The 22,594-nt window shown below is 71.6% G+C and carries 22 protein-coding genes and 2 pseudogenes; 6 read left to right on the top strand and 18 right to left on the bottom strand.

The genetic code is table 11. The features are described 5' to 3' along the window. Nucleotides 1-130 precede the first annotated feature (130 nt). The 3 genes and pseudogenes from CLV71_RS07440 to CLV71_RS07430 form a co-directional block, all read right to left on the bottom strand. Nucleotides 131-2,587 (bottom strand): carbohydrate binding domain-containing protein, encoded by a 2,457-nt coding sequence (locus CLV71_RS07440; RefSeq protein ID WP_133901837.1) that lies wholly within the window; start codon nt 2,585-2,587, stop codon nt 131-133. A gap of 155 nt (nt 2,588-2,742) precedes the next feature. Further along, nucleotides 2,743-3,363: pseudogene (locus CLV71_RS07435) on the bottom strand (cation efflux transmembrane domain-containing protein); the annotation flags it as partial. Beyond that, on the bottom strand, nt 3,363-3,695 hold the full coding sequence (locus tag CLV71_RS07430) for an ArsR/SmtB family transcription factor (RefSeq protein WP_208297428.1): 333 nt from the start codon (nt 3,693-3,695) through the stop codon (nt 3,363-3,365). The pseudogene CLV71_RS07435 and the gene CLV71_RS07430, both read right to left, overlap by 1 nt. A gap of 70 nt (nt 3,696-3,765) precedes the next feature. Here CLV71_RS07430 and CLV71_RS07425 point away from each other — a divergent pair, with 70 nt between their 5' ends. Then, the gene (locus CLV71_RS07425; protein ID WP_243866265.1) at nt 3,766-4,116 is read left to right on the top strand and encodes a cupin domain-containing protein; all 351 of its coding nucleotides are present in this window, start codon (nt 3,766-3,768) and stop codon (nt 4,114-4,116) included. A gap of 4 nt (nt 4,117-4,120) precedes the next feature. On the opposite strand, the gene CLV71_RS07420 is transcribed toward CLV71_RS07425, so the two are convergent. After that, nucleotides 4,121-5,272: a sialidase family protein gene (locus CLV71_RS07420; protein ID WP_208297427.1), complete on the bottom strand. Its 1,152-nt coding sequence runs from the start codon at nt 5,270-5,272 to the stop codon at nt 4,121-4,123. Between the two features lie 138 nt (nt 5,273-5,410). Between CLV71_RS07420 and CLV71_RS07415 the strand changes: the two genes are divergently transcribed. Further along, a complete protein-coding gene (locus CLV71_RS07415; protein ID WP_208297426.1) occupies nt 5,411-6,220 on the top strand; it encodes an inositol monophosphatase family protein in 810 nt (269 codons plus the stop codon). Nucleotides 6,221-6,434: 214 nt separating this feature from the next. Here the strand turns inward: CLV71_RS07415 and CLV71_RS07410 are convergent, their stop codons facing one another. The 4 genes from CLV71_RS07410 to CLV71_RS07395 all read right to left on the bottom strand — a co-directional run bounded on the left by CLV71_RS07410 (nt 6,435) and on the right by CLV71_RS07395 (nt 9,901). Then, nucleotides 6,435-7,328, bottom strand: a complete 894-nt coding sequence (locus CLV71_RS07410) for a hypothetical protein (RefSeq protein ID WP_133901835.1) — start codon at nt 7,326-7,328, stop codon at nt 6,435-6,437. Beyond that, complete coding sequence (locus CLV71_RS07405) at nt 7,325-7,906, bottom strand: hypothetical protein (protein WP_166663984.1); 582 nt, start codon at nt 7,904-7,906, stop codon at nt 7,325-7,327. The genes CLV71_RS07410 and CLV71_RS07405 overlap by 4 nt, the downstream gene beginning before the upstream one ends. Before the next feature lie 95 nt (nt 7,907-8,001). Then, nucleotides 8,002-8,376, bottom strand: coding sequence for a VOC family protein (locus tag CLV71_RS47525; RefSeq protein ID WP_166663983.1), 375 nt, complete (start codon nt 8,374-8,376; stop codon nt 8,002-8,004). Nucleotides 8,377-8,404: 28 nt separating this feature from the next. After that, a complete protein-coding gene (locus tag CLV71_RS07395; RefSeq protein ID WP_133901832.1) occupies nt 8,405-9,901 on the bottom strand; it encodes a carboxylesterase/lipase family protein in 1,497 nt (498 codons plus the stop codon). 150 nt (nt 9,902-10,051) lie between these two features. Between CLV71_RS07395 and cynS the strand changes: the two genes are divergently transcribed. Beyond that, on the top strand, nt 10,052-10,495 hold the full coding sequence (cynS, locus tag CLV71_RS07390) for a cyanase (RefSeq protein ID WP_133901831.1): 444 nt from the start codon (nt 10,052-10,054) through the stop codon (nt 10,493-10,495). Between the two features lie 7 nt (nt 10,496-10,502). On the opposite strand, the gene CLV71_RS07385 is transcribed toward cynS, so the two are convergent. Beyond that, a complete protein-coding gene (locus CLV71_RS07385; RefSeq protein ID WP_133901830.1) occupies nt 10,503-11,162 on the bottom strand; it encodes a pyridoxine/pyridoxamine 5'-phosphate oxidase in 660 nt (219 codons plus the stop codon). A 22-nt stretch (nt 11,163-11,184) separates the two neighbouring features. Further along, nucleotides 11,185-12,006 carry an MOSC domain-containing protein gene (locus tag CLV71_RS07380; protein ID WP_133901829.1) on the bottom strand — a complete coding sequence of 274 codons (822 nt, stop codon included), beginning with the start codon at nt 12,004-12,006 and terminating at the stop codon, nt 11,185-11,187. A 79-nt stretch (nt 12,007-12,085) separates the two neighbouring features. On the opposite strand from CLV71_RS07380, the gene CLV71_RS07375 reads away from it, so the two are divergent. After that, nucleotides 12,086-12,526 carry an Lrp/AsnC family transcriptional regulator gene (locus CLV71_RS07375; protein ID WP_133901828.1) on the top strand — a complete coding sequence of 147 codons (441 nt, stop codon included), beginning with the start codon at nt 12,086-12,088 and terminating at the stop codon, nt 12,524-12,526. A gap of 281 nt (nt 12,527-12,807) precedes the next feature. On the opposite strand, the pseudogene CLV71_RS50605 reads toward CLV71_RS07375, so the two are convergent. Beyond that, nucleotides 12,808-12,906 (bottom strand): annotated as a pseudogene (locus tag CLV71_RS50605) (hypothetical protein); the annotation flags it as partial. A gap of 25 nt (nt 12,907-12,931) precedes the next feature. On the opposite strand from CLV71_RS50605, the gene CLV71_RS50600 reads away from it, so the two are divergent. Continuing rightward, a complete protein-coding gene (locus CLV71_RS50600) occupies nt 12,932-13,156 on the top strand; it encodes a hypothetical protein (protein WP_133901827.1) in 225 nt (74 codons plus the stop codon). Nucleotides 13,157-13,192: 36 nt separating this feature from the next. Here the strand turns inward: CLV71_RS50600 and CLV71_RS07360 are convergent, their stop codons facing one another. The 3 genes from CLV71_RS07360 to CLV71_RS07350 form a co-directional block, all read right to left on the bottom strand. Continuing rightward, nucleotides 13,193-14,227, bottom strand: a complete 1,035-nt coding sequence (locus CLV71_RS07360) for a hypothetical protein (RefSeq protein ID WP_133901826.1) — start codon at nt 14,225-14,227, stop codon at nt 13,193-13,195. Then, on the bottom strand, nt 14,224-14,745 hold the full coding sequence (locus tag CLV71_RS07355) for a SigE family RNA polymerase sigma factor (protein WP_133901825.1): 522 nt from the start codon (nt 14,743-14,745) through the stop codon (nt 14,224-14,226). Before CLV71_RS07355 ends, CLV71_RS07360 begins: the two co-directional genes overlap by 4 nt. A gap of 87 nt (nt 14,746-14,832) precedes the next feature. Continuing rightward, nucleotides 14,833-18,411, bottom strand: coding sequence for a LamG-like jellyroll fold domain-containing protein (locus CLV71_RS07350; protein ID WP_133901824.1), 3,579 nt, complete (start codon nt 18,409-18,411; stop codon nt 14,833-14,835). A gap of 205 nt (nt 18,412-18,616) precedes the next feature. Between CLV71_RS07350 and CLV71_RS07345 the strand changes: the two genes are divergently transcribed. Continuing rightward, complete coding sequence (locus CLV71_RS07345; protein WP_133901823.1) at nt 18,617-19,177, top strand: dihydrofolate reductase family protein; 561 nt, start codon at nt 18,617-18,619, stop codon at nt 19,175-19,177. Between the two features lie 49 nt (nt 19,178-19,226). On the opposite strand, the gene CLV71_RS07340 is transcribed toward CLV71_RS07345, so the two are convergent. Genes CLV71_RS07340 through CLV71_RS07325 form a run of 4 tightly spaced genes read right to left on the bottom strand, consistent with a single transcriptional unit; the run spans nt 19,227 to nt 22,594 of the window. Beyond that, nucleotides 19,227-20,003 (bottom strand): HpcH/HpaI aldolase family protein, encoded by a 777-nt coding sequence (locus CLV71_RS07340; protein ID WP_243866263.1) that lies wholly within the window; start codon nt 20,001-20,003, stop codon nt 19,227-19,229. A 13-nt stretch (nt 20,004-20,016) separates the two neighbouring features. Then, nucleotides 20,017-20,991, bottom strand: a complete 975-nt coding sequence (locus CLV71_RS07335) for an aldo/keto reductase (RefSeq protein ID WP_133901822.1) — start codon at nt 20,989-20,991, stop codon at nt 20,017-20,019. Continuing rightward, nucleotides 20,988-21,776: an ABC transporter ATP-binding protein gene (locus CLV71_RS07330; protein WP_133901821.1), complete on the bottom strand. Its 789-nt coding sequence runs from the start codon at nt 21,774-21,776 to the stop codon at nt 20,988-20,990. The genes CLV71_RS07335 and CLV71_RS07330 overlap by 4 nt, the downstream gene beginning before the upstream one ends. Continuing rightward, a complete protein-coding gene (locus CLV71_RS07325) occupies nt 21,773-22,594 on the bottom strand; it encodes an ABC transporter ATP-binding protein (protein ID WP_133901820.1) in 822 nt (273 codons plus the stop codon). The genes CLV71_RS07330 and CLV71_RS07325 overlap by 4 nt, the downstream gene beginning before the upstream one ends.

The raw sequence follows: 22,594 nt of genomic DNA, 5'->3' as shown, positions 1-22,594 counted from the left end.
CGCCACAGGAATCGCCGAGGGGTCCTGGTGCGTTGCGTGGAGGCGAAATCTGGCCAGCTCCTGTCAACTACCCGGCCGGGAACAGCACTGAAGGGCGCCTTCCGGGTGGAAGGCGCCCTTGCGCCGGCGGTCAGCTGATCGAGTACGAGTACAGGTCGCCCGAGGTGAGCTGGAACTGCAGCCGGAACGGGCCGCCCGTGGTCGGGATGGTGGTCCGGCCGCCCCAGCTGACGACCGTGCCCAGGGTGTCGCCCGTGACCGGGGTCGCGTCCGCGGCGGCGTAGCCGGACACGGGATTGCCCGCCGAGTCCAGCAGTGCCACCCGGAGCTGGCCCGAGGAACCGAGGTTGGCGTTGACCGTGACCCTGGTGCCGGTCGGCGCGAGGGTCCTGGTGGTGACACTGCCGCCACCCGATCCCGCACGGAACGCCTCGAACCGGTCCCGTTTCCACGTCAGCAGGGCGATCTTGCTGTTCCCCATGGCCTTGGCACACAGGCTGGGCACGTCCGTGGCGTCACAGCCGTGCTCGCCCGCGAACGAGCCGTAGTAGTACCGGACCTCGTCGCCGACGGTCAGCAGCGAGCTGCCGCCGACCTGGAAACCCCAGTTCCACGCGCTCTGCGCGGGCTCGGTGACGATCGCGTCGCGGGCGGGCCTGCTCCAGTTGAGCAGGTCCTGCGACGCGGTCAGCTCCAGGTGCGCCCTGCCGACGTCGTCGCCGGGGTTGCCGAGGGCGTTGGGCCGCTCGTGGACGTCGAACATCCAGGGCACGCCGATGAACTGCTCGCCGTACCGCATGCCCGCCATGCCGTAGATCTCCGACGACGCGGCCGGTCGCGACGGGTACCGTGCGACGACCTTCTCGTGGTCGAACGCGTCCGGCGCCAGTGCGAACCTCGGTGCGGTCCAGTGCACGAAGTCGGTGCTGAACGACGTGTAGACGGTGCGTGCGCCGTACGGGGACCCGGTCGGGTACTGCTTGGTCAGCGCGGCGAAACGGCCGCCGTTGGTCGGGTCCCAGCTGACGTTCGCGACGTCGAACCCCGGCAGGACCGAGTTGCCGCCGTTGAGGTCGGCCCACGTGATCCCGTCCCGCGACGCCATCGCGTAGTACAGGCCGTTCTTCGGGTAGAGCGTGTAGAAGCGCATGCTCGACGCGTTGGACGGGTCGTACCTCGGGTTCTCCGCGATCCCGCTCGGCCCGTGGCCGGACACCGGCCCGGTGCCGTACCGCGTCCACTTGACACCGTCGGTGCTGGTCGCGAGGCCGGTGCCGGCCGCGGAGTTGTACCACATCCGGTACGTGCCGTCGGGGTCCCGCAGCACGGCGCCGCCGAACCTCGGGTTCGCGTCCCAGGTCCCGCCGCCCAGCACCACGCCGGTCGCGCCGTCGGTCAGCGCCGGGTCACCCTTGGGGGTGCCCCTGACGACCTGCCTGGTCATCCCGGTGTAGGACTCCACCCGCTGGTCGCCGACGAACAGCACGCTCCCGGTGCCGACCGCCTCCGCGTACCTCGCGTCCGCCGTGGACCTGATGGTGACGTCGTCCCACACGGTGGTGCCGGTGGTGGTGAGCGCGCTGTAGAGCCGCAGCGTCACCGAGGTCGCGTCGGACGGCGCGACCTTCGACACGGTGAGCTTGCGCCAGCCGGTGCCGGAGGTGACGTTCACGCTCGTCTTGTAGGTGTCCGGCGAGGAGCCGTCCGCCTTGCGGTACTCCAGGTACAGCGAGCCGGTCAGGCCGCTGCTGATCTGGTACCACGCGGTCGCGGTGAGCGTCTCGCCGCCGGTCACCGGGATCGCCTTGGCCAGCGCCGTCTCGCCCGCGTCGGCGTTGTTGTCCACCATGCGCAGCGCGCGGTTGCCGGTGTGCACGGGCGAGGTGACGAGCTGCGCGGTCCCGCTGCCGGAGACGGCCCACGGCGAGGGCAGCGGCGTGTCGTGGAGGTCCTCGAAGGAGCTGTTGGGCACCCTGCGGGCGGGCGGCGGCGCCGAGTCGAGCGTGACGTCGTCCCACACGGTCGTGCCGAGCGCGGCCTGGGCGCTGTAGACGAGGACGGTCGCGGTGACGGCGTCGTCCGGCGCGACCGCGCCGACGGTCAGCGCCTGCCAGCCGGTGGCGCTGGTGACGTTGGTGCTCACGACGGCCTCGTCGATGCGTGACCCGTCCGGACGCCAGTACTCCAGGTACAGCGACCCCGCGGTCTGGTCGACGCGCTGCGCGAAGGCGTGTGCGGTGAGCGTCTCACCGGGTACGACCGCGAGGCGCCCGCTCCGCACCGACACACCGTCGTCGGAGGCGGTGTCGGTGACCCTCAGCGCGTTCGCACCGCCGTGCACCGGGCTGGTGGTGACCGCCGCGCTGCCGCCGGTGGCCGTGACCTCCCACTGGCTCACCGCCGAGGGGGAAGCCTCGAAGCCCGCGTTGGCCACGAGCCGGGTGCCGGTCCAGTCCGCCAACGGGACCGGCCGCTCGTACTCGGTGCCGGGTGCCGCCAGCGCACCGACCATCAGACCGCCTGCCAGGACGACGCCGAGCAGCCGGGCCCCTCCGGATGGTGGCGTCGATCGACCAGATGTGGACATATCGCTCCTCACTCACCGAGTGGGGCCAGACGCTAGAGCAGGCCCGCCGCGGTGTGGAAGCTGTTGTCCCCCAGCCGAAATACTTCGGCGTCGGGCGGTCGGCAGGCGCCGCCGCACCCGCAGGCAGCCGCCTCGGCGGTGCCGGCGGGCACGGCGCAGCACGCGTCGCCCCGCCACGCCTCGCGCCCCTCCCTGACCGCGACCGCCGCGATCACCAGCGCTGCCACCGGGTCCGCCCACGACCACCCGAACAGGCCGTTCACCGCAAGCCCGACCAGCAGCACCGCGGAAAGGTACGCGCACAGCAACGTCTGCTTCGAGTCGGCCACCGCCGTCGCCGAGCCGAGTTCCCGGCCCGCGCGGCGCTGCGCGTGGGAAAGGCCGGGCATGACCGCGAGGCTGACGGCGGCGAGCACGAGCCCGACCGTCGAGTGGTCCGTCTCGGCGCCGCCGAGCAGTGCCCGCACGGACGCCACCGTCACGTACGCGGCGAGCACGAAGAACGACACCGCGATCACCCGCAGAGCCGTCCTCTCCCGTGCCCGGGGGTCTCGTGCGGAGAACTGCCACGCCACCGCGACCGCCGAGGACACCTCGATCACCGAGTCCAGCCCGAAGCCGACCAACGCCGTCGACGAGGCAACCGTGCCCGCGGTGATCGCGACGACCGCCTCGACGACGTTGTAGGAGATCGTGGCCGCGACCAGCCACCTCACCCTGCGTGCCGGCACCGAGCGGCGCTCCGCCGACGGCGACCCGGTGACCTCGACGGACATCAGCAGCACCCCTCGGTCCCGCTGGCCGGGCAGACCCGAGGGTCGACCGTGAGGACGACGCCGAGCAGGTCGTCGAGCGCGTGCGCGAGCCTCGGCTCCGCAAGCTCGTAGCGGGTCCGCCGCCCCTCCGGCACGGCCACCACGAGGCCACAGCCACGCAGGCAGGCGAGGTGGTTCGACACCTTCGTCCTGGACACGGCGAGGGTGTCGGCGAGGTCCGCCGGGTAGGCGGGCGCATCGCGCAGGACGAGCAGGATCCGGCTCCTGGTCGGGTCGGACAGCGCGTGACCGAACCGGGCCAGCACGTCGGCGTGGGCGGCGATGGTGAGCACGAGGAAACAGTACAGCGAAACCTGAATTCAGGGAATCCTGAACCGACGGTCGAGCCCGCTGGGTGCTGGGATGGGCACCATGAAGGCCGAACACGAGTTCTTCGCCGTCGACGGGCTGCCGTGGCAGGTGGACGCGACCGCGCCGACGGTGCTCGAGCGGGTCCTGAGCAGGGGCGACGACGAGCGGACACTGACCAGGGTCGCCAGGTGGGAGCCGGGTACCGACACGTCGGCGGCCGGGGTGATCCGCCACGCCTACTTCGAGGAGGTGTACATCCTCGACGGCGAGCTGCTCGACCTGACGCTGGGCACCACGTTCACCTCGGGCCACTACGCCTCCCGGCCACCGGGCATGCCGCACGGCCCCTACCGCACGGACACCGGCGCCACGATGCTGGAGATCCGCTGGCGGACGCCGTGACAGGTCAGGCGGGCGGGATGGGCCCGGTGGCGTAGAAGGCGTGACAGACGCCGTCCACGACATCCGTGGCCACCTCCAGGACGCTGGTGCCGTCCGGCGAGGCGAGCAGCGACGGGCTGAAGTTCATGCAGCCGTGGTTGTCCGGTGACGGGACCTCGACGGGCGCCGGGATCTCCCGCCACGGGCCCACGCCGTCGTTCTCGTTGACCAGCAACGTTCTGCCGTTGCCCGCCGCCTTGCTGCCGTCGGAGTTCACGAGCATCTCGGCGACGAGCACGATCGCGCCGGTCGGGGTGACCGTGATGGTCGGGGTGTGGCGCACCCACTTGCCGTCGGCGGTGCGCACGGCGGTGCCGAGGTCCACCGGGTCGCCGTAGTCCCAGCCGTCGGCGGAGGTGCGGAAGTGGATGGCGCACATCGGCTCCTCCGTGTTGCAGACCTCGTAGACGAGGAAGTACGTCCCGTCCGCGAGCCTGCGCACCCCGGCCATGCCGGGGCGGACGAAGAAGTCGCCGTTCTTGACGGTCTCCCGGTAGTCGGTCCAGGTGATGCCGTCGGCGGAGCGCACCCTGACCAGCTTCTGGTCGTGGTACTGCTTGTCCGACTCGTCGGAGTAGTGCGCGACGAGCTGCCCGTCCGCGGCGACGGACAGGTCCGGTTCCCACGCGTTGTACTGGTTGGGCGAGGTGGCGATGTCCGACCGGAAGGTCCAGGTGCGACCGAGGTCGCGGCTGACCCACAGGCGCTGCGTGGTGTGCCGGTCCGCCTCCGGCACGAGGTAGCCGAAGGTCCCCGCCCACAGCAGCGTGCCCGCCGGCATGTCACCGACCTGTGACGGCAGCTCGAACAGCGTGCCGCAGCACATGCCCCGCCGGTCGGCGCCCTCGGGATCCACGACGGCGCCGACCTTCTGGAACGTGGCGCCGCCGTCGGTGCTCTCCAGGATGACCCCGGTCGCGCTGCCGTCGGTGGTGCCGACCGAGGCGAGCACGCGCCCGTTCGCCGCGCCGTTGTGCTCGAGCCGGATCACACGTGGGTAGCTCACCCCGTCCGGGTAGAGCAGCGCACGCTCCAGTGGCTTCTCCGCGACGCTCGACGTCGTCCCACCGAGCAGCGCCAGCACGACCAGCCCCGCGGCCATGCCGAAAGACCTCATCAGCATTCCATCGCCCCGACTTCTGTTGAGAGGTAACCAACTATTGCGCAGATGAGGTGAGAAGGCCAGCGCAGTGCGGGGCAACCACGCGAACGGGCGGCACGTCCACCCCACATGAGCGCACTCGGAAGTCCGCCGGTGGACCAGGATCTGCTCGACTTCGCCGTGGACCTGGCGTGCCGCGCGGGAAACCTGGCCGCGGCGCGGTTCTTCGCCGGTGACCCACGCACGTCGCGCAAGCCGGACGGCACCGAGGTCACGGCGGCGGACCTCGCCGTCGAGGAAGTGGTCCGCGGCGAGCTGGCGCGACACGCGCCCGACGACGAGGTGTACGGCGAGGAGGGGGGCACGACGGCCGGGACCTCGGGTCGCCGCTGGGTGGTCGACCCCATCGACGGCACCTACTACTTCGCCCGCCGGATCCCCCTGTTCAACACCCGGCTCGCCTTCGAGGACGAACACGGGCCGGCCATCGGCGTCATCAGGGAACCGATCGCGCGGCAGACGGTGTTCGCGGGCCGCGGCCGCGGCTGCTGGCGGTCCACCGACGCGGAGGCGGTCCCCGTGCGGGTGAGCGACCGGACCGGGATCGGCGGCGCCAGGACGGCCATGGGCAACCCGGGCACGTGGCCGGAGGAGCTGCTGCTCGCGCTCCACCGCCGGGTGTTCCTCAGCACGAGCGGTGGCACGACCGGGCTCGCCACGGGGCAGGTCGACGCCTACGTCATCGCGGGTTTCCCGATGGGCTACGAGGACGTCGCGCCGCTGCCGGTGATCGTCGGCGAGGCGGGCGGGCGCGTCACCGACCTGTCCGGCAACCCCGTGCTCTCCGGCGACGGCACGGTCCTCGCCACCAACGGCCACCTGCACGACGCCTTCCTGGCGCTGGTGCACGGCCTGCCCACCGCCCGGGACTGGCGAGCCCTCGGCGACGACCCGACGTCATGATCCGCGGCGGACGAACCCGACCAGGACCTCGGAGCCGGCGTTGGAACTGTTGAGAAGCATCGAGTAGGGCGTGTTCGCGAGGCGGAAGATCACCCACACGTAGTTGTCGAGCACGTCGGGGGCCGGAATCCCCGACGAACACCCCGACCGCGAGGACGACGACACCGAGAACAAGGAGCACGATCATCATGGCGATCTTCCCAACCCGGGCGGGTCACGGACGCTGGTTCTGGAACTGGAACTGCACCCGGACCGATCCGTCGAGCTCGACCACCAGTGTCGAGTCGCTCGCCGACCAACGGTACGGGACGAGGAACATGCGGTTGTTGCCGTGGATGAGCAGTCGCAGGTTGCGGTAGCGGTAGCGGAAGGTCTGTCCCGGCGACTCCTCGAGCACGCGTTCGTCTATGCCCGGGCTGCGCAGGAACAGGCGTTCCCTGGTGTCCAGTATGACGCTCGGCAGCCGGTCCAGCTCGCGTGCCTGCCGCATCGCCAGGCCTCGGCCGGACCACTGGGCCACGGTGGCCGTCGTCCAGAAGACGCTGATGGCCATGACCACGACGACGAGCACGTCCGAGGAATGGCCCGACAGGAGCGGACGTCGTTCCTTCGGCGTCCTGGTGCGCACGAGCGCGCGAACCCGCCGGGCGTACGCGACGACCCCCGCCCCGACGCCGGTCAGCAGCGGCGTCACGAGGGCGTACAGCTTCCAGCCCTGCCACTGGACGTACGTCAGCAACAGCAGCGCACCGGCGCAGGCGAGCACCGTGCCTGCCGCCGAGCAGGCGCGGGCCAGGCGGCGGGCCCGTCGGGGATTGCCCGCGACCCGGGTCCTGGTCGCGGAAAGCAGTGCCGGCACGCCGATTCCCAGCATCGTCAACACGAGCAGCGGCGCGAGCAACGGCTGCGGGCTGCGCATGACGTAGTCCTGTGTGCCGAGCCCGACGGTGTCCACGTCGATGCCGAAGTACTCGTACTGCGCCCTCGCCGACACATACCCGAAGTAGAACAACACCGCGCTCACGGCGGTCGCCGGCGCGACGACGCTCGCGCCGGCGCGGACCCACCGCTCGAACTGACCGACCTGCTCGGCGTTCTCGGCCGTCATTCCGTCTGGCTCGGGAGCGGCTCGTCCTCGGTCGTCGTGGTCTCGTCCGGGTCGGACGTCTGCGGCACGTTCAGCTCCACGGAACCGGAGCTGTTCCTGAGGTCGTCGCAGGCGCTCACGTCCTCAGCGACACATTCCCCGGCCAACGACATGTCCACGCCCGTGGTGGCGTTGCTCGCGTCGACCGAGACGGAACACGTCGCCCCCGGGGAGTCGAAGACGAAGCCGTCGCAGAAGTCGTTCCCGTCGCAGCCCCCGCCGTCGACCGAGGCGCCGTCGGCGCTGAACCGTATTCCGGTCACCCTGACGGAGACGCCGTCGGGCAACGACGACGTGAACGAGGCCGTCGCACACTGGTCGGCAGGCTCACCGTTCGACCCGCCGCCGACCGGCAGCTCCGGCAAGGTCACGGCCATGCCGTCGTCTGTCGGTCGGGGGTTCTCCGGACCCGTACCCTCCTCGGTCGGGGTTCCGGTGGACGTCGCTTCCTCGGTCGCGTAGTCGGAGGTGTCAGCGGCGGTGTCACACGCGCCGAGCACCAGGGTCATGACGAGCACCAGTAACCGGAACACGATCATGATTTCACCTCCACAATGACAAAGAGGCGAATATCACCCTGGAAATACCACCGCCCTATTGTTTCCCGGTGATGGCGGCGCTAGTCGGTGTCGGGTCACGCGCCCCGTTCGGCCGCGCTTCGCTCCACGCAGAACTCGTTGCCCTCGGGGTCCCGCAGCGTGACCCAGCCGAGCCCTTCCGGGGTGCGGTGGTCCTCGTGCAGTGTGGCGCCGAGGGCCATGACGCGGTCGACCTCCTCGTCGCGGGTGCGCTCGACCGGCATCCAGTCGAAGTGGACCCGGTTCTTCGCCGTCTTGCCTTCCGGCACCCGGATGAACAGCAGCCCCGGCACGGGTGACGGTGCCTCGACGAGGACCTCGGCGTCGCCCGGCTTGTCCACGTCGGACACCGGCCACCCGGTCACGTCGCTCCAGAAGGTCGCGAGCGCGTACGGGTCGGCACAGTCGAAGGTCACATGACGAATGATCACGACGGGCAGCCTAACCGGCGGCGCCCGGTCAGCCCTGGAGCAACGGCAGTGCCCCGAAGGTGTGGGCCTCCCAGAGTCGCCGCGACGTCTCTTCCGGATAGGGCACGACTTCCGACGGTGTGTCGAAGACCTGGACCAGGCGCTGGTCGTCGTCGTACGCGGGCCAGCCGGGATCACCCGTCGCGACGAACGCCGTCCATGCCCCTCGGAAGCGCGCGGACAGGGCCTCGGCCTCCTCCGGTGCCGCCGGGTCGATGAGCAGCGGGCCGAGGTGGGCGTCGAAGGTGCGGAACAGCAGCGGCCCGTCGAGTCCGTGGCAGGCACCCAGCTCACCACCCATACCCGACGACTGCCAGGTCAGCTCGTACATGAACGCACGACCACCGGCGGCGGCCTGTTCCTGCGCGAGGCGCAGGGTCGGCATGCGGAACAGCCAGTCGGAGTGGACCAGCTCGTACAGCCGGGCCGCGGAAGCGTCCGGGAACGCCGCCCGGTAGTCGCCGCCGGGGCCGTAGACCCGCAGGGCCAGCTCCGCGTCCTCCGCGCCGATCTTGCCCAGCTGCCCGGCCAACGCGATGAACAGCCGGTACTCGTCCCGGTTGTGTCCGACGACCAGCTCCACGTCCCGTGCCGCACCGGCGGCGAGCGCCGCCCACGGCGTGGTGGGCAACACCTCGCCGTCGACGACCGGCGCGAACGGGCTCAGCGAGTACGCCACCTGACCCCAGCGCCCGGCATGCCGGATGATGTTCGCCGACATCGCCGCACCGGCCCCGGTCAGCTCACGGGGGTCCACTGTGGACAGATCAGCGACCGTCGGCGCGAGGTCCAGCTCGGCGGCGATCGCGGTCGTGATGTCCGCACCCAGCTCCGGTGAGAGGAACACGCCCGGCACGCTCTGCGCGACGGCTCGCCGGAACAGTCCCGCCGCGCTCGGCATGGCGAGCAACGCCGCGACCGCCCCGGCACCCGCCGACTCGCCCACGATCGTCACCTGGCCTGGGTCACCGCCGAACGCGGCGATGTTGTCCCGCACCCACTCCAACGCGGCCACCTGGTCGAGCAGTCCCCGGTTGGCGGGCGCGCCCTCGATCTGGGTGAACCCCTCGATGCCGAGGCGGTAGTTGAAGGAGACCACCACGAGGTCGCCGTCGCGGGCGATGTGCCGGGCGTCGTAGCCGGGGCTGCCGGAGAACCCCAACCGGTAGGCGCCGCCGTAGATCCACACCAGTACCGGGCGCCGCCCGGCCGGGTCGGGCGTCCAGACGTTGACGGTCAGCCAGTCGTCGCCCTCGGCCGCCACGATCGCGCCGGGACGGCCCAGTGAGCCCATGTCCTGCGGCGGCGGGGGCCCGAACTCGAACGCCTCCCGCACCCCGTCCCACGCGCGGGCGGGCTCGGGCGCCAAGAACCGCAGCTCCCCCACCGGCGGCTCGGCGAAGGGGATGCCGCGGAAGACCGTCAACCCGTCCTCGACCCGGCCACGCACGGTCCCGGCGGCGGTGCGAACGTCGAACTCGGCCATGCGGCTCTCCACTCGATCGTCGGGTCGAGCGTCACCGACTGCCCCGATGCCGCCCCGTTCGAGAAGGTACCGGTAGTCGACCGTGAACTGGGTCTCACCGACGGCGTCCGGCACTGGACCTCGCGGGACGGCACCGCCACCATCGGCCACATGACCACGAAAACTGAGACAGGACAGGCGGTTCTGGCGGCCAAGACCCGGCTCGGACTGAGCTGGGCGGCGATCGCGGAGGCGCTCGACCGGCCGCTCGTGTGGACGACGGCGGCTCTGCTCGGTCAGCACCCGGTACCGGAGGACGTCGCTGTGAAGGCCGGTGAGCTGCTGGAGCTGACCGACGAGCAGGTCCTGGCACTGCGGCTGCAACCGACCAGGGGCGCCCTGGACACCGCGGTGCCGGTCGACCCGACGATCTACCGGTTCTACGAGGTGCTGCAGGTCTACGGGCCGACGATCAAGGAGCTGATCCACGAGCAGTTCGGCGACGGGATCATGAGCGCCATCAACTTCCGGATGGACGTCGCCAAGGTGCCCGACCCGGCGGGAGACCGCGTCGTGGTGACACTGGACGGGAAGTTCCTGCCCTACCAGTGGTGACCGGCGGTCACGGCCACAGCAGCCGGCGCACCCATCCGTCACCGTCGCGGGTGTAGCTGAGCCGGACGTGTCGACGCCGCTCGTCGCCCTGCCAGAACTCCACCTCGTCGGCCACCACCCGGTACACCGTCCACTCCGGTGCGACCAGGCCCGGGTCGGCCGCCGCGCGTCCGGTCGCGTCGTCGAGGACGCGGTCGCGTTCCGCGAGGCCGGACAGGGGCTCGCTCTGGTTACCGACGAGCCCCGCTCCCCGGGCACCCGGGGAGCGGGCGAGGAAGTCCGCCGCGCTCTCGTCCGCGCTCGCCGGGCTGACCGCGCCGCGGACCCGCACCTGACGGCCCGGTGCCGGCCAGTAGAACGTCAGCGCGGCCCACGGTGTGTCGGCCAGCTCCTTGCCCTTGCGGCTCCCGGAACCCGTCGCGAACGCCCAGCAGCCGTCGACGAGGTACTTCAGGATCAGCACCCGCGCCGACGGCCGTCCCGTCGGGTCCACGGTGGACAGTGTCATCGCGTGCGGCTCGACGACTCCGGCCTCGACCGCCTCCGCGAGCCAGTGGCCGAACAGCTCGTCCGGGTCGGCAGGCGCGGCGTCCGGGTCGAACCCGGGCAGCGGTCCGGCGAGCGACGGCAGCGCCCGCAGGCGCGCGGCCGAGGTGATCTCCCCCATGCCTGCCATCGTAGCGACGGCCTCACCGGCCGAGGTCCGCTTCGGACCGGTCGGCGACGGTGACCGGGTCGCCCTCCGCGACCGGGCCGGGGCGCGCCACCGCGTACTTCCCGCCGAACGCGACGCCGCCGGGGGCGCGGCGGTAGGACGCGAGGGTCCGCAGTGGTTCCGGGCCCGCGCGGCGGCCGGTCCGCTGGTCCACCATCGTGACGGCACACCGGATCGCCGGTTTCGCGTAGGCCAGCGCCGCGCCGCCGATCGTGAGGCGCGGGGCGTGGTCCTCCTCGTGCGCGTCCCAGCCGTCGACCACGACGTTCGGCCGGAACCTGCTCATCGGCACGGGGTCGCCGCCCCGCGCGGTGATCCGGTCGTTCAGCTCGCGCAGCGACGCGGCCGACAGCAGGTGCACCGGGCAGCTGTCGGCGTAGGCGGAGGTGCCGGGGGTGCGGCCGTCGGTGACGCGGTCGTGCTCCGGCGGCGCGACCACGAGCCGGCTGGCCGCACCCAGCACTGCCCCCAGCCACGCGGCGGCCTCGTCGCCCTGGTCGATACCCCGGAAGCCCTCGCCGAACAGGGTCACCGGCCTGCGCGGCGCCTCCGTGTCGATGCGGACGCGAACCGCGCCCGCGCCCGGTGCGGACAGCGTCAGCCACGTGTCGTCGACGGCCGGGGTGATCGTCGCGAGCAGCGGGTCGCGACGCTGGGTCCGGAACGTGCCCGCCGGATCGGTCACGAGGAACCGCCGGTCGTGCGCCAGCCCGGCGGGGCCGAGCGCGCCGGCAGGGACGCGGACGCCCGCACAGCTCTTCACCGGGTAGTGGTACAGCTCGGAGATCGTCGCCACCGGAGCAACGTATCTCGCGAGGGCCGCAACGCGATTGCCAGTCATTGCTGTTCGGTGAGTCGCAGCGCAATAATTCGGCGTGGACCGTATCGACCGCGCAATCATCGACGAGCTGGCCGCGGACGCCCGGCTGACCAACACCGAGCTGGCCGACCGCGTGGGGCTCACGCCCGCGCCGTGCCTGCGCCGGGTGCGCAGGCTCGAGCAGGACGGCGTCATTACCGGCTACCACGCCCGGGTCGACCCGGTCAGCGCAGGCCGCGGGTTCGAGGTGATCGTCAACGTCGACCTCGCGACCAAGGACCGGGCCACCGTCTCCCGGTTCGAGGCGCTCGTCGCCGCCTACCCCGAGGTCGTCGAGTTCCGCCGCATGTTCGGGCTGCCCGACTACTTCCTGCGCGTCGCCACGGCCGACCTCGAGTCGTTCGAGCGGTTCGTCACCCACACGCTCGAGGACACGCCCGGCATCGGCCGCGTCGACTCCCACCTGACGATGAAGACGATCAAGAGCCGCGCCTGAACGTACCCGGTCGGGGGCTGCGGCGACGCCTGTTCTCGATCGTGGACACCAGCGGCGGTGCCTGGATCGGAGCGGGTGACATGCGCGTTCGGGTGGATGCCCACGAGCAGGTGGATGCTCTCGGCGGGGCCGTCGAGGACCTCGCGGGCCGGTTCGCCCTGCAGCCACTGCCGCGGCGGATCCTGCGACGGGCCGTGTGCCTGCTCGGCGGCGGCGCGGGGTCGAACCGCGGCCCGGACCTGCCGTGCGTCGGTGACGTCCAGCGGCAGGACCATGACCCGGTCGCCGCAGGGCTCCGCCCAGGCACGCAGCTCCTCGGGCCGCCGCGAGGTCAACGCGACGCGGTCTCCCCGGCGGAGCGCGGCGTCGGCGTAGGCCACGCCGAACCCGTCCAGGGTGTCACCGGTGACGAACCAGGTGCTCACGGCGCTATCTCGAGCAGGTACCGGCCGCCGCCTCCCGCCGTCGAGTCCAGCAGCTCGGTCGTGTACTCGTAGCGCGACGATCACCCAGCCCGAGGACGGCCGCGACCACGAACTGTCCGACCGGGTCCGCGAGGACCCCGCCGGACTGGGCCCCGGCGAGCACGCGCTGCTCCAGGAGCTGCTGGACCGGCTCGCCGCCTGCTGAGCCGGCCGGACGGGCGAGTAGGGACCGGCCAGGACCTCAGCCCCCGAGCAGCTTCGCGACGGCCCCGGACAGCTGCGACGGGCTGTTGGGTCCGGTCAGCAGCGGACGGATCGCGTCGGCGGTCAGCTCGCGCCTCGTCGTCCCGTCGTCGAAGCCGTTCCCCGTGCTGTCGCTGTAGCGCACGACGACCTCACGGGTGCGGTCGTCGTCGGTGTGGAGTCGCAGCACGGCGATCTCGGCGCCATCTCCCGCCACGGTGACGTCGCTCTCGGGTGCCGACCGGATGGCGGCCACGACCCTGCCTGCGGCCTCGCCGGTGAGGCGGCCGGACGACAGCAGCGGGAAGGCGGAGCCCGACGTCAACGTGTACCGGCAGACGGACACCGACTCGACCGTCTCGGGCCTGGGCAGCCCGCCGTCGGTGGGCCGGTACCCTGCCTGGTCGCCGACCACGCCGTGGTCGACCGGGCAGCCGTGCTCGTCGGTGCCGACGATGGGTCGGACCGAGCCGAGGATGGCCCTGCGCAACGCGGCGTCGTCGGTGAAGACGGTGACGGACCCGCCGTGGAGCCGGCGCGTCTCCTCGACCCAGCCCGCGTCGTAGCGGTGTACGCCTGCCTCGTTCCCGCCGAAGACGAGCCAGTTCTCCCGCTGGTCGACGGGTGGGTAGTCCGGCATGCACCGGACGTCCTGGACAGGACCTGGTCTCCCGACTGCGCCGGGCCGGGGCGCGCCCCTCTCCGTCCCGGCGCACCAGGAGCGACCGGGTACCCCGTACCCCCAGTCAGGGGGCACCTGGACCTCGATGCCCCGGTAGGACTCCCACCGCCACGCCGGATGCGGCCGGGTCGCCGTGGGCACGGTGTCGCGGACCGACGCCACGAAGGCCACCGGGATGCTCGCCGCGGCCACCACGATCGCGGCGACGGCCACGGTGACCCGCAGGCGGCGGCGCCTCCTGGCGAGGACCACCACCTTCTCCGGGAGGCCGTCCACCGGCGGCGCCTGCCCGGCGTGCCGCCGGAACGCGCTGGTCAGCGTGTCCGTCATCGCGTCGTCGGAACCAGTCATGGCGTAACCGCCTCCTCAGTCTCGCCGATCCTGTCGCGGAGCGTGGCGAGACCGCGGTGGATCTGGGAACGCACGGTGCTCACCGAACAGTCCAGGACCGCCGCGATCTCCGCGTCCGCGTAGTCCTCGTAGTAACGCAGCACGATCGCCGCCCGCTGCCGGGCCGGAAGCCGCAGGCACAGCGACCACATGGCGTCCTCGAGGACGACCCGACCCGCCGTGTCGACGCCGGTCCCCGGCTCGGCGAACAGCGTCGGGTCGGGTTCGAGCCGCTCCATGCGCAGGAACCGCCGCCACCGCGACGTGTCCGCGTTGACCACGCAACGACGCAGGTAGGCGTCCGGGCTCCCACGTGCGACGATCCGCTGCCATCGTTGGCAGACGGCGACCAGCGCGTCCTGGACCGCGTCGGCCGCACGGTCGTGGTCGCCGGTCACCAGGTACGCGAACCGCATCAACGCGTCACCGTGTGCCCCGACCCAGGACTGGAAGTCCGGCGGATCGTCACTGTCGCCCAAAACGGCCACCTCCGCACTACTCACGCACGAGTGGCCCGAAACATTGCATCACGGCCGAAACACGTGCGACGGTGGCGCGCATGCCGCTCATTCCGCGAAGGGCACCACCGTGATGCGGTCGATGACGGGTGCCTCCGACGAGCGGAGCAGGACGCCCGGGAAGGTGTCCGACGCGTAGGTCACGCCGTCGAAGTTCGGTAGTTCCTCCGAGCGGAACGAGATCGTGTTCGCGCCTCGGTCGAGCCTCAGGTAGACGGTCTGCTCCCAGAAGTTGTTCTCGTGGAAGGAGTGCGGGAACGACACCCGCGTCGCGGCGCCGCCGTTGACCGAGATGTCCGCGTGCCTGGCGAGCGGGTCGGGGTTGTAGTGCGTCGCCTCGGACTGTTCGGGGTTGGCGTAGCGGACCCGGACGGCGTGCACTCCCGCCTTCGCGGCCCGCACCGTGAACGTCAGGGTGTTGCCGTTGCCCGGTTCGCCGCCGATGCCTCGTACGGCCTCGCCTCCGCTCGCCCGCGACAGTGCGGCCGCCTCGACCGTGCCCGCCCGCCGCGCGTCCTCCGCCTCGTAGGTCGCGGGGCGCATCGCATCGGTCGGCGTGACGGTGATCCGGTCCACCAGCGTGCGGTGTGCGCTGCCGGTGACCGTGACCTTGTTGATGCCGCCGGACAGCGACACCGCCGTGTTCCCCGCGGGGCCCGCGTCCTGTCCGTTGACCGTCAGGTCTGCCCGCCCCGCCAGGGTGTCCACGTGGATCGTCGACTCGGCGTCGGTGGCCGAGTACACCCAGAACGTCGCCGCCTCGTTCCTGCCCAGTTCGACGGCTCCCGATCCCGACGCCCGGCGCTGGTCGTACACCGGCCGTCCACCGTCCAACCAGGACAGTTCCGCCTCGAGAGCCTCCGTGCGCGCACGGGGGTTCGGCAGCGACAGGGTCAGCCGGTCGACGATCGCGTCACCCTTCGTACCCCGGGTGCCGTCCTTGCTCCGCGCGGCGAGGGTGACGACGTGCCGGCCCCTGGTGAGCCTCACCGTCGTGTCGGTGTGGTCCCAGACCACCCACTTGTAGCCGAGCGGCAGGTACAGCTCCTGTTCCGCCGCGCCGTCGACACGCAGGAACACGTTGGTCGGGCCCTGTTCCCTCACCAGGTCGTAGGTGTTGAGCGAGTTCGCGAAGACGCTCAGGTCGTACGTGCCGTCGTTCGGGACGTCCACGGTGAAGTCGAGCGCCACGTTCGAGCCGGTACGCAGCCCGCCGACGTCGTGGGCACCCGAGGTGTAGAACTTCGACACGTCGGACGGCGAGCCCTCCGGTCCGTTGCGGCTGTACCCGTCACCGGTGTGGGCCGCGTCCTCGGCCTCGTAGGATCCCTGCCAGGTCGAGGGTGACACGCCGGACGGGCGGTCGCTTCCCTGTGGGGTCAGCACGATCTCGTACGCCGAGGACTCCGTGATCCTCGGCAGGTCGCCGCCGTCGAAGTCGAACAGCACCTGGCCGTCGCGCACGCGCAGGGTTTCCTCGGCGACCAGTCGCGGCGGCCCGGAGTCGCCGATCTGGCCCGTCCACGGGATCTCCCGCACCCAGGCGTGCACCCGGTCACCGAACACGGCGGCGGGCACGTTGGTGAACTGGACCCACCCCCGGCCGGTCGACCCGCCGAGGACGGCCCGCGCCTGCCGCTTCGCCCGGTCGACGGTCGCGACGCCCTGGAGTGAGTAGTTCTCGCCGGGGAACGGTGGGCTCACCCGAACCGTGTGGCCACTCATGCCGCCGTAGGCGTTGAACAGCCACCACTGCCCGTTGGCCCGGTTGGCCTGCACGGCGGAGTCGGACAGGTTGCCGTCGATGTTCCAGTACGCCATGTCGGCGTCCACTTTGGACTCCTCGATCGCGGACAGCCACTGGACCATCTGGCCGGGCACCGAGGTGTGGTAGTTGAACGCGTACTCGTTGACGTTGACCGGAAGGGTCACCCCAGGCAGCAGCTCCGCCTCCCAGGCGCGGTAGCGGGCGACACTCGTCCGCACCTGCTCGGGATGGCTCAGCTCGTGCCACGTGACGACGTCCGGCAGCGTGCCCGCGTCGCGGGTGTGGACGAGGAAGTCCTTGACCTGGTCGAACAGGATGCTCGTGTTGGGACCGGCGACGCGGGCGGCCGGCATCCTCGACCTGACGAGGCGGTAGAAGTCGTCCCACGCGGCGAAGTAGTCGGTGGGGTCGGTGAGCCAGCTCGTGCCGTCGTAGCTCCACTCCCCCGTGCCGAACATGTTGCCCTCTGGCTCGTTGAACGGCACGAACACGATGTTGTCGCGGTACTGCGGCGCCAGTCGGAGCACCTGGTCGACCTGGGTGGCGACCTTCTCCCGGTACAGGGCGAGTTTCTCCGCGGGCGTGGCGCCGGGCCACTGGTACGGGAAGCCCCGGTGGATGTCGGTCATGTAGATGTAGACGTCGCCGTCGGTGCTGTCCGCCAGCGGTTCGACCACCTCGAGCGCGTCGGCGCCCGGGTGCTGCGGGCCGTCCTGCGCCTTGGTGGAGACCGTACGCAGGTTCATCCCCTCGATGAGGTTGTTGGTCGGCACTCCCTGCCCGTAGAGCCCGTACAGGGTGCCCGCGGCGCCGCCGTGGAACTCGCCGGTGTCCTGCGCGAGGTCCACGATCAGCTGACCTTCGCGGACCACGGTCACGGTGGCACGGAGCGGGTGGTCCGCCGCCGACCCGGTGACCGTGAACGTGCCCGGTGCGGCGTAGTCGTCCGGGTCCACGGTGGACCACGCGGTCGGCACCTGGCGGTCGAAACCGTCCGTGAACGCGGCACGCACACCGGCAGGCAACGCGGGCGCCGTGCCGGTCGTGGTCCGCACGGCGAAGCTGTCCTGCGACAGCGCGACCGGCGTCGGCACCTGACCGCCGACGCTCTCGGCGACCTGTGCCGCGGTCAACGCCTCGCGGTAGACCAGGAAGTCGTCGACCGCGCCGTCGAACAGCGGGTCCTGGTAGAACGACTTGCCGAGGTAGCCCGCGAACTCGGCGGTGTCCAGCAGCTCACCCGCCGTCGCGGTCGTGGCGGCCGACGCCACGGCGGTGCCGTCGAGGTAGGAGGTCACGCGGTCGGCGGTCGTGTCGAGCGTGACGGTGAGGGTGCGCCAGACGTTCGCGGGCAACGCGGTGTAGCCGGTGACCTGAGCCTCTGCCCCGCCGCCCGCGGTGGTGACCGCGGAACGCAGGCGGCCGTCACCGTTGTAGGGCGTTGAGAACAGGTAGCGGCCGGTGTCCCTGCCCAGCGCGTAGATCCACTGCCACGGGGCGGTCGTGCCGTCCCAGCGCAGCCGCACGGACACGGTCAGGTCGGTCCCGCCCGCGAGGACCTCCCTCGGCAGGCGCACGTACGCGCCGGTCGACGCCGGCCCGCCGCCGGGGAGGTCGATCGCCACGCCACCGTCGGCGCCGTCGACGAGTGCCGCGGTCGTGCCGTTGACGAGCACGCCGTCCAGCCCGTTGCCTGCGGAGTCGGTAACGGCGCCGCTGGTCAGGTCGTCCGCGTCGAACTCGTAGTGGAGCGCCGGTCGCGGGAGCGCGAGGGGTGCCGTGGCGCTCGCGACGCCGGTCGTGGCGGCCAGGGTGACCGCCGCCACGACGGCACTGACCAGTCTCTTCGGCACCCTCATCGCTGCTCCCGAGGTCGTCGCTGATCGCGGTAACCCCAAGAGTGTGAGCGCTCACATCACGGCAGGCAAGCCCTCCCGGCGAAATCGAACTGGCCGGGATCTCGCACTGTTAGCGATAACAGACAAGTTGCGGCGCCGATGAGTTCTGCGTGCCCCGGTGGTCTGTTACAGCATGGGTGCGACACGCGAGATTGGGAGGCCACCGATGCGCACGCTCGCCATCACGCAGAACATCACGGTCGACGGTTCCGTCGAGATGCTGGACGAATGGTTCGATCCCCAGGGACAGGCCGATGTGGACAGCTCGGACCTGCGGGAGGAGATGCACCGCCAGGACAGCGCGGCGGACGCGTTCCTGGTGGGACGCCGGACCTTCGAGGACCTGCGTGGCTACTGGCCCGAGCAGACCGACGACGCCACCGGTGTCACCGACTATCTCAACCAGGTTCGGAAGTACGTCGTCTCGTCGACGATGACCGAGCCGGAGTGGCAGAACTCCGAGGTGCTGTCCGGTGACGCCGTCGAGGAGGTTCGCGCGCTGAAGGGGAAGCCGGGCCAGGACATCGTGGTGACCGGCAGCATCACGTTGTGCCACACGCTGATCGGCGCCGGGCTGGTCGACGAGTTCCGGCTGTTCGTCTACCCCGTCGTGCAGGGTCGTGGCCGCAGGCTCTTCCCGGACGGTTTCACACAGCCGAAGCTGACGCTCCTGGAGGCGAAGTCGTTCCGCAGCGGCATCACGTTCTCCCGCTACCGCACGCACTGAAGGACGCCTTCGTAACGCTGGGCGTCAGGAAGGCGTCCTTCAGTGCGGGTCAGGCGGTGGCGGTCGCGGTCGCCAGGTGGGCGGCGGCCGACTGTTCCAGGTGGGTCAGGTCGGAGGAGACCGTGGCGTAGGTGTAGCCCTCGGCCAGGCGGCGGGCGGCATTCTCTCCCGAGAACGTGTGGATGCCCGCGGCGATGCCCGCCTCGGCGGCCGTCTCCCGGATCGTGACCAGGGCGGCCTCGAACACGTCCGCGACCGCCGGGTCGTTGGGGAAGGCGCCGCCGACCGCGATGCACAGGTCCGAGGGGCCGACGTAGACGCCGTCCAGGCCGGGGGTCGCGCAGATCTCGCGGATGTTCGCGAGCCCGTCGGGGGTCTCGATCATCGCGAGGACGACCACCGACGCGTTCGTGTCCGCCGGGACCGGGCCGACCCGCAGGCCGGAACGCATGGGGCCGTAGCTGCGGCGGCCCGACGGCGGGTAGTGCGCCGAGGCCACGGCCGAGGCCGCGTCGGCCGCGTTGTCCACCAGCGGGACGATCACGCCACCCGCACCCGCGTCCAGTGCCTTGCCGATGTAGGTCGGGTCGTTCGCCTCCACCCGCACCATGCCGACCGAGCCGCCCGCCGCGTCGATCGCGGTCAGACCGGCCAGCAGGCCCGAGTAGCCGAGCAGGCCGTGCTGGGCGTCGAGCACGACGTAGTCGTAGCCGAGCCGGGCGATGCGCTCGGTCGACATCGGACTGTCGAGCGCCACCCAGTAGCCGACGGCGCGCTCGCGGGCGCGAAGGCGGTCGGCGAAGGCACGGAAACGGGAGTCTGGCACGGGGAACGTCCTCCTAGCGGTGGTAGGCGGGCATCGGGCCGCGGAGTGCGGCGCCGACCTCGGCACACGCGGCGAACACGTCGTCGGGCAGCGGGCCTGCCGCCACCGCGTCGACGTTCTGCCGCAGGTGCGCGAGTTTCGAGCCACCGAGCAGTATCGCGTGGACATCGTCGCTACCGGCGAGCCAGCGCAGCGCCAACTCGGTCAGCGGCACACCCGCGTCGCCCGCGATCTCGGTCAGGCGCTCGACCGCCGCGAACAAACCGGGCTGCCAGTACCGGTCGCGGTACATGGCGGCCAGGCGCGAGTCGCCGAAGCGGCCGGCGGTGGTGTCCTCGTCGAAGCGGTGCCTGCCGGTCAGGAGGCCCCCGCCGAGCGGGTTGTACACCATCGTGGCGAGGCCGGTGACCCGCGCGAACTCCAGGTACTCCTCCTCGACGCGGCGCGCGAGCAGGTTGTACAGCTGCTGCGCGACGACCGGCCGGGGACAGCCGACGCGGTCGGCGACCGTGTTGACCTCGCCGATCCGCCACGCCGAGTAGTTCGACACGCCCAGCGCGCCGACCAGGCCCGCGTCGACGGCCTCGGCCACGGCGGTCAGCGTCTCCTCGATCGGCGTGGCCCGGTCTGGCTGGTGGAGGTAGAACAGGTCGACCCGGTCCACACCGAGCCTGCGCAGCGAACCCTCCAGCGAGAGCCGCAGGCCCTTCGCGGACAACAGGGCGTGCTCGCCGGCGTCCGGGTGCGGCATGCCTGCCTTCGTGGCGAGCACGACCCGGTCGCGGCGGGTGGCGAGCAGTGGCGCGAGGATCCGCTCGGTCTCGCCGCCCGCGTAGCCGTTCGCCGTGTCCACCGAGGTGATGCCCGCGTCGAGTGCGGCGTCGAGCATGGCCGCCGCGCCCGCCGCGTCGACGGTGTCGCCGAAGGTCATCGTGCCGAGCACCAGGCGGGACGAGGCGACGGGTGCCCCGGGGACGGTGAAGGTCATCGTTGTGCCACCAGCTCGCGTGGTTTGACGCCGCGCATGGTGGTCGGGTCGAGCGCGGCCCTTCGCAGTCTCCTCGTGTACTCGTGGGTCGGCGAGGCGAGCACGTCGGCGGTGGTGCCGGACTCGACGATCACGCCGGCCCGCATCACCACGATCCGCGAGCTGATCTCCCGCACCACGCCCAGGTTGTGGGAGATGAACAGGTAGGTGAGACCCTGCTCGGCCTGCAGCTCGGTGAGCAGTTCCAACACCCGCGCCTGCACGCTCACGTCCAGCGCGCTCGTCGCCTCGTCGCACACCAGCAGCCGGGGGCTCGTGGCCAGGGCACGCGCGATGCCGACCCGCTGGCGCTGCCCGCCGGACAGCTCCGCCGGCCTGCGCTCGGCGATCCCGGCAGGCAGGCGGACGAGGTCGAGCAGCCGCGCGGCCTCCTTGTCCCGTGCGGCGCGGGACAGGCCGGACAGCGGCTCCGCGACGATCCGGCCGGCGGTCAGGTGCGGGTCGAGCGAGCCGTACGGGTCCTGGAACACCATCTGGATCTTGCGGCGCAGTGGCCGCAGCGTGCGCTCGGGCATCCTGGCGATGTCGACGCCGTCGAGGACGACGCGCCCGGACTCCGGGGTCACCAGCCGCACCAGTGCGTTCGCCACGGACGACTTGCCGCAGCCGGACTCGCCGACGATGGCGAGGGTCGTGCCCTCGTCGACCGTGAAGCTCACCCCGTCGACGGCACGCAGGCCGCCGTAGGAGACGACGAGGTCCTCGACGGACAGCAGCGGGCTCATCGGGTGCTCCCCACGGGTTCGTCGGTGAAGGTACCCAGCCTCGGCACGGCGGCCAGCAACGCCCGCGTGTACTCGCGTCCGGGCCGGTCGACGATGTCGGCCGCGGCGCCGGACTCGACGAAGGCGCCGTCACGCATCACGTGGATGCGGTCGGACACCAGGCGTGCGACGCCGAGGTCGTGGGTGATCATGAGGATGCCGACGCCGGTGCGTTCCTGCAGCTCCAGCAGCAGGTCGAGGATGCCGGCCTGCACGGTGACGTCGAGCGCGGAGGTCGGCTCGTCGGCGACGAGCAGGCGTGGGCTGCCGGCGAGCGCGATGGCGATGAGCACCCGCTGCAGCTGCCCGCCGGACAGCTGGTGCGGGTACCTGCGCAGTGCGTCGGCCGGGTCCTTGATGCGTACCGAGGTGAGCAGCTCGACCGCGCGGGCCGTGCGTTCGGCCTTGCCGCGGGTGCCCGCGAGCCGGACCGCGTCGCCGAGCTGGCGGCCGATGGTGTGCACGGGTGAGAGCGAGGTCATCGGGTCCTGTGGCACGAGGACGACCGCGTGGCCACGCAGGCGGGCCGCGGCCTTCGGGTCGGCGACCACGTCGACGCCGTCGAGGCGGACGTGCCCGGAGACGACGGCCTCGGGGGGCAGCAGCCGCAGCACGCCCATCGCGGTGGTGGACTTGCCGGAGCCGGACTCGCCGATGATCGTCACGGTCTCGCCGCGCTCGACGCGGAACGAGACGCCGTCGACCGCGCGGACCACTCCGGTGGCGGTGATGATCTCGACCTGCAGGTCCTCGACCTCCAGTAGGGGGGCGTCGGTCAT

The organism is Actinophytocola oryzae (assembly GCF_004364325.1).
Classification (GTDB): domain Bacteria; phylum Actinomycetota; class Actinomycetes; order Mycobacteriales; family Pseudonocardiaceae; genus Actinophytocola; species Actinophytocola oryzae.
Note: the sequence above shows the minus strand (reverse complement) of the source record. Positions and strands in the feature narration are given on the sequence as shown.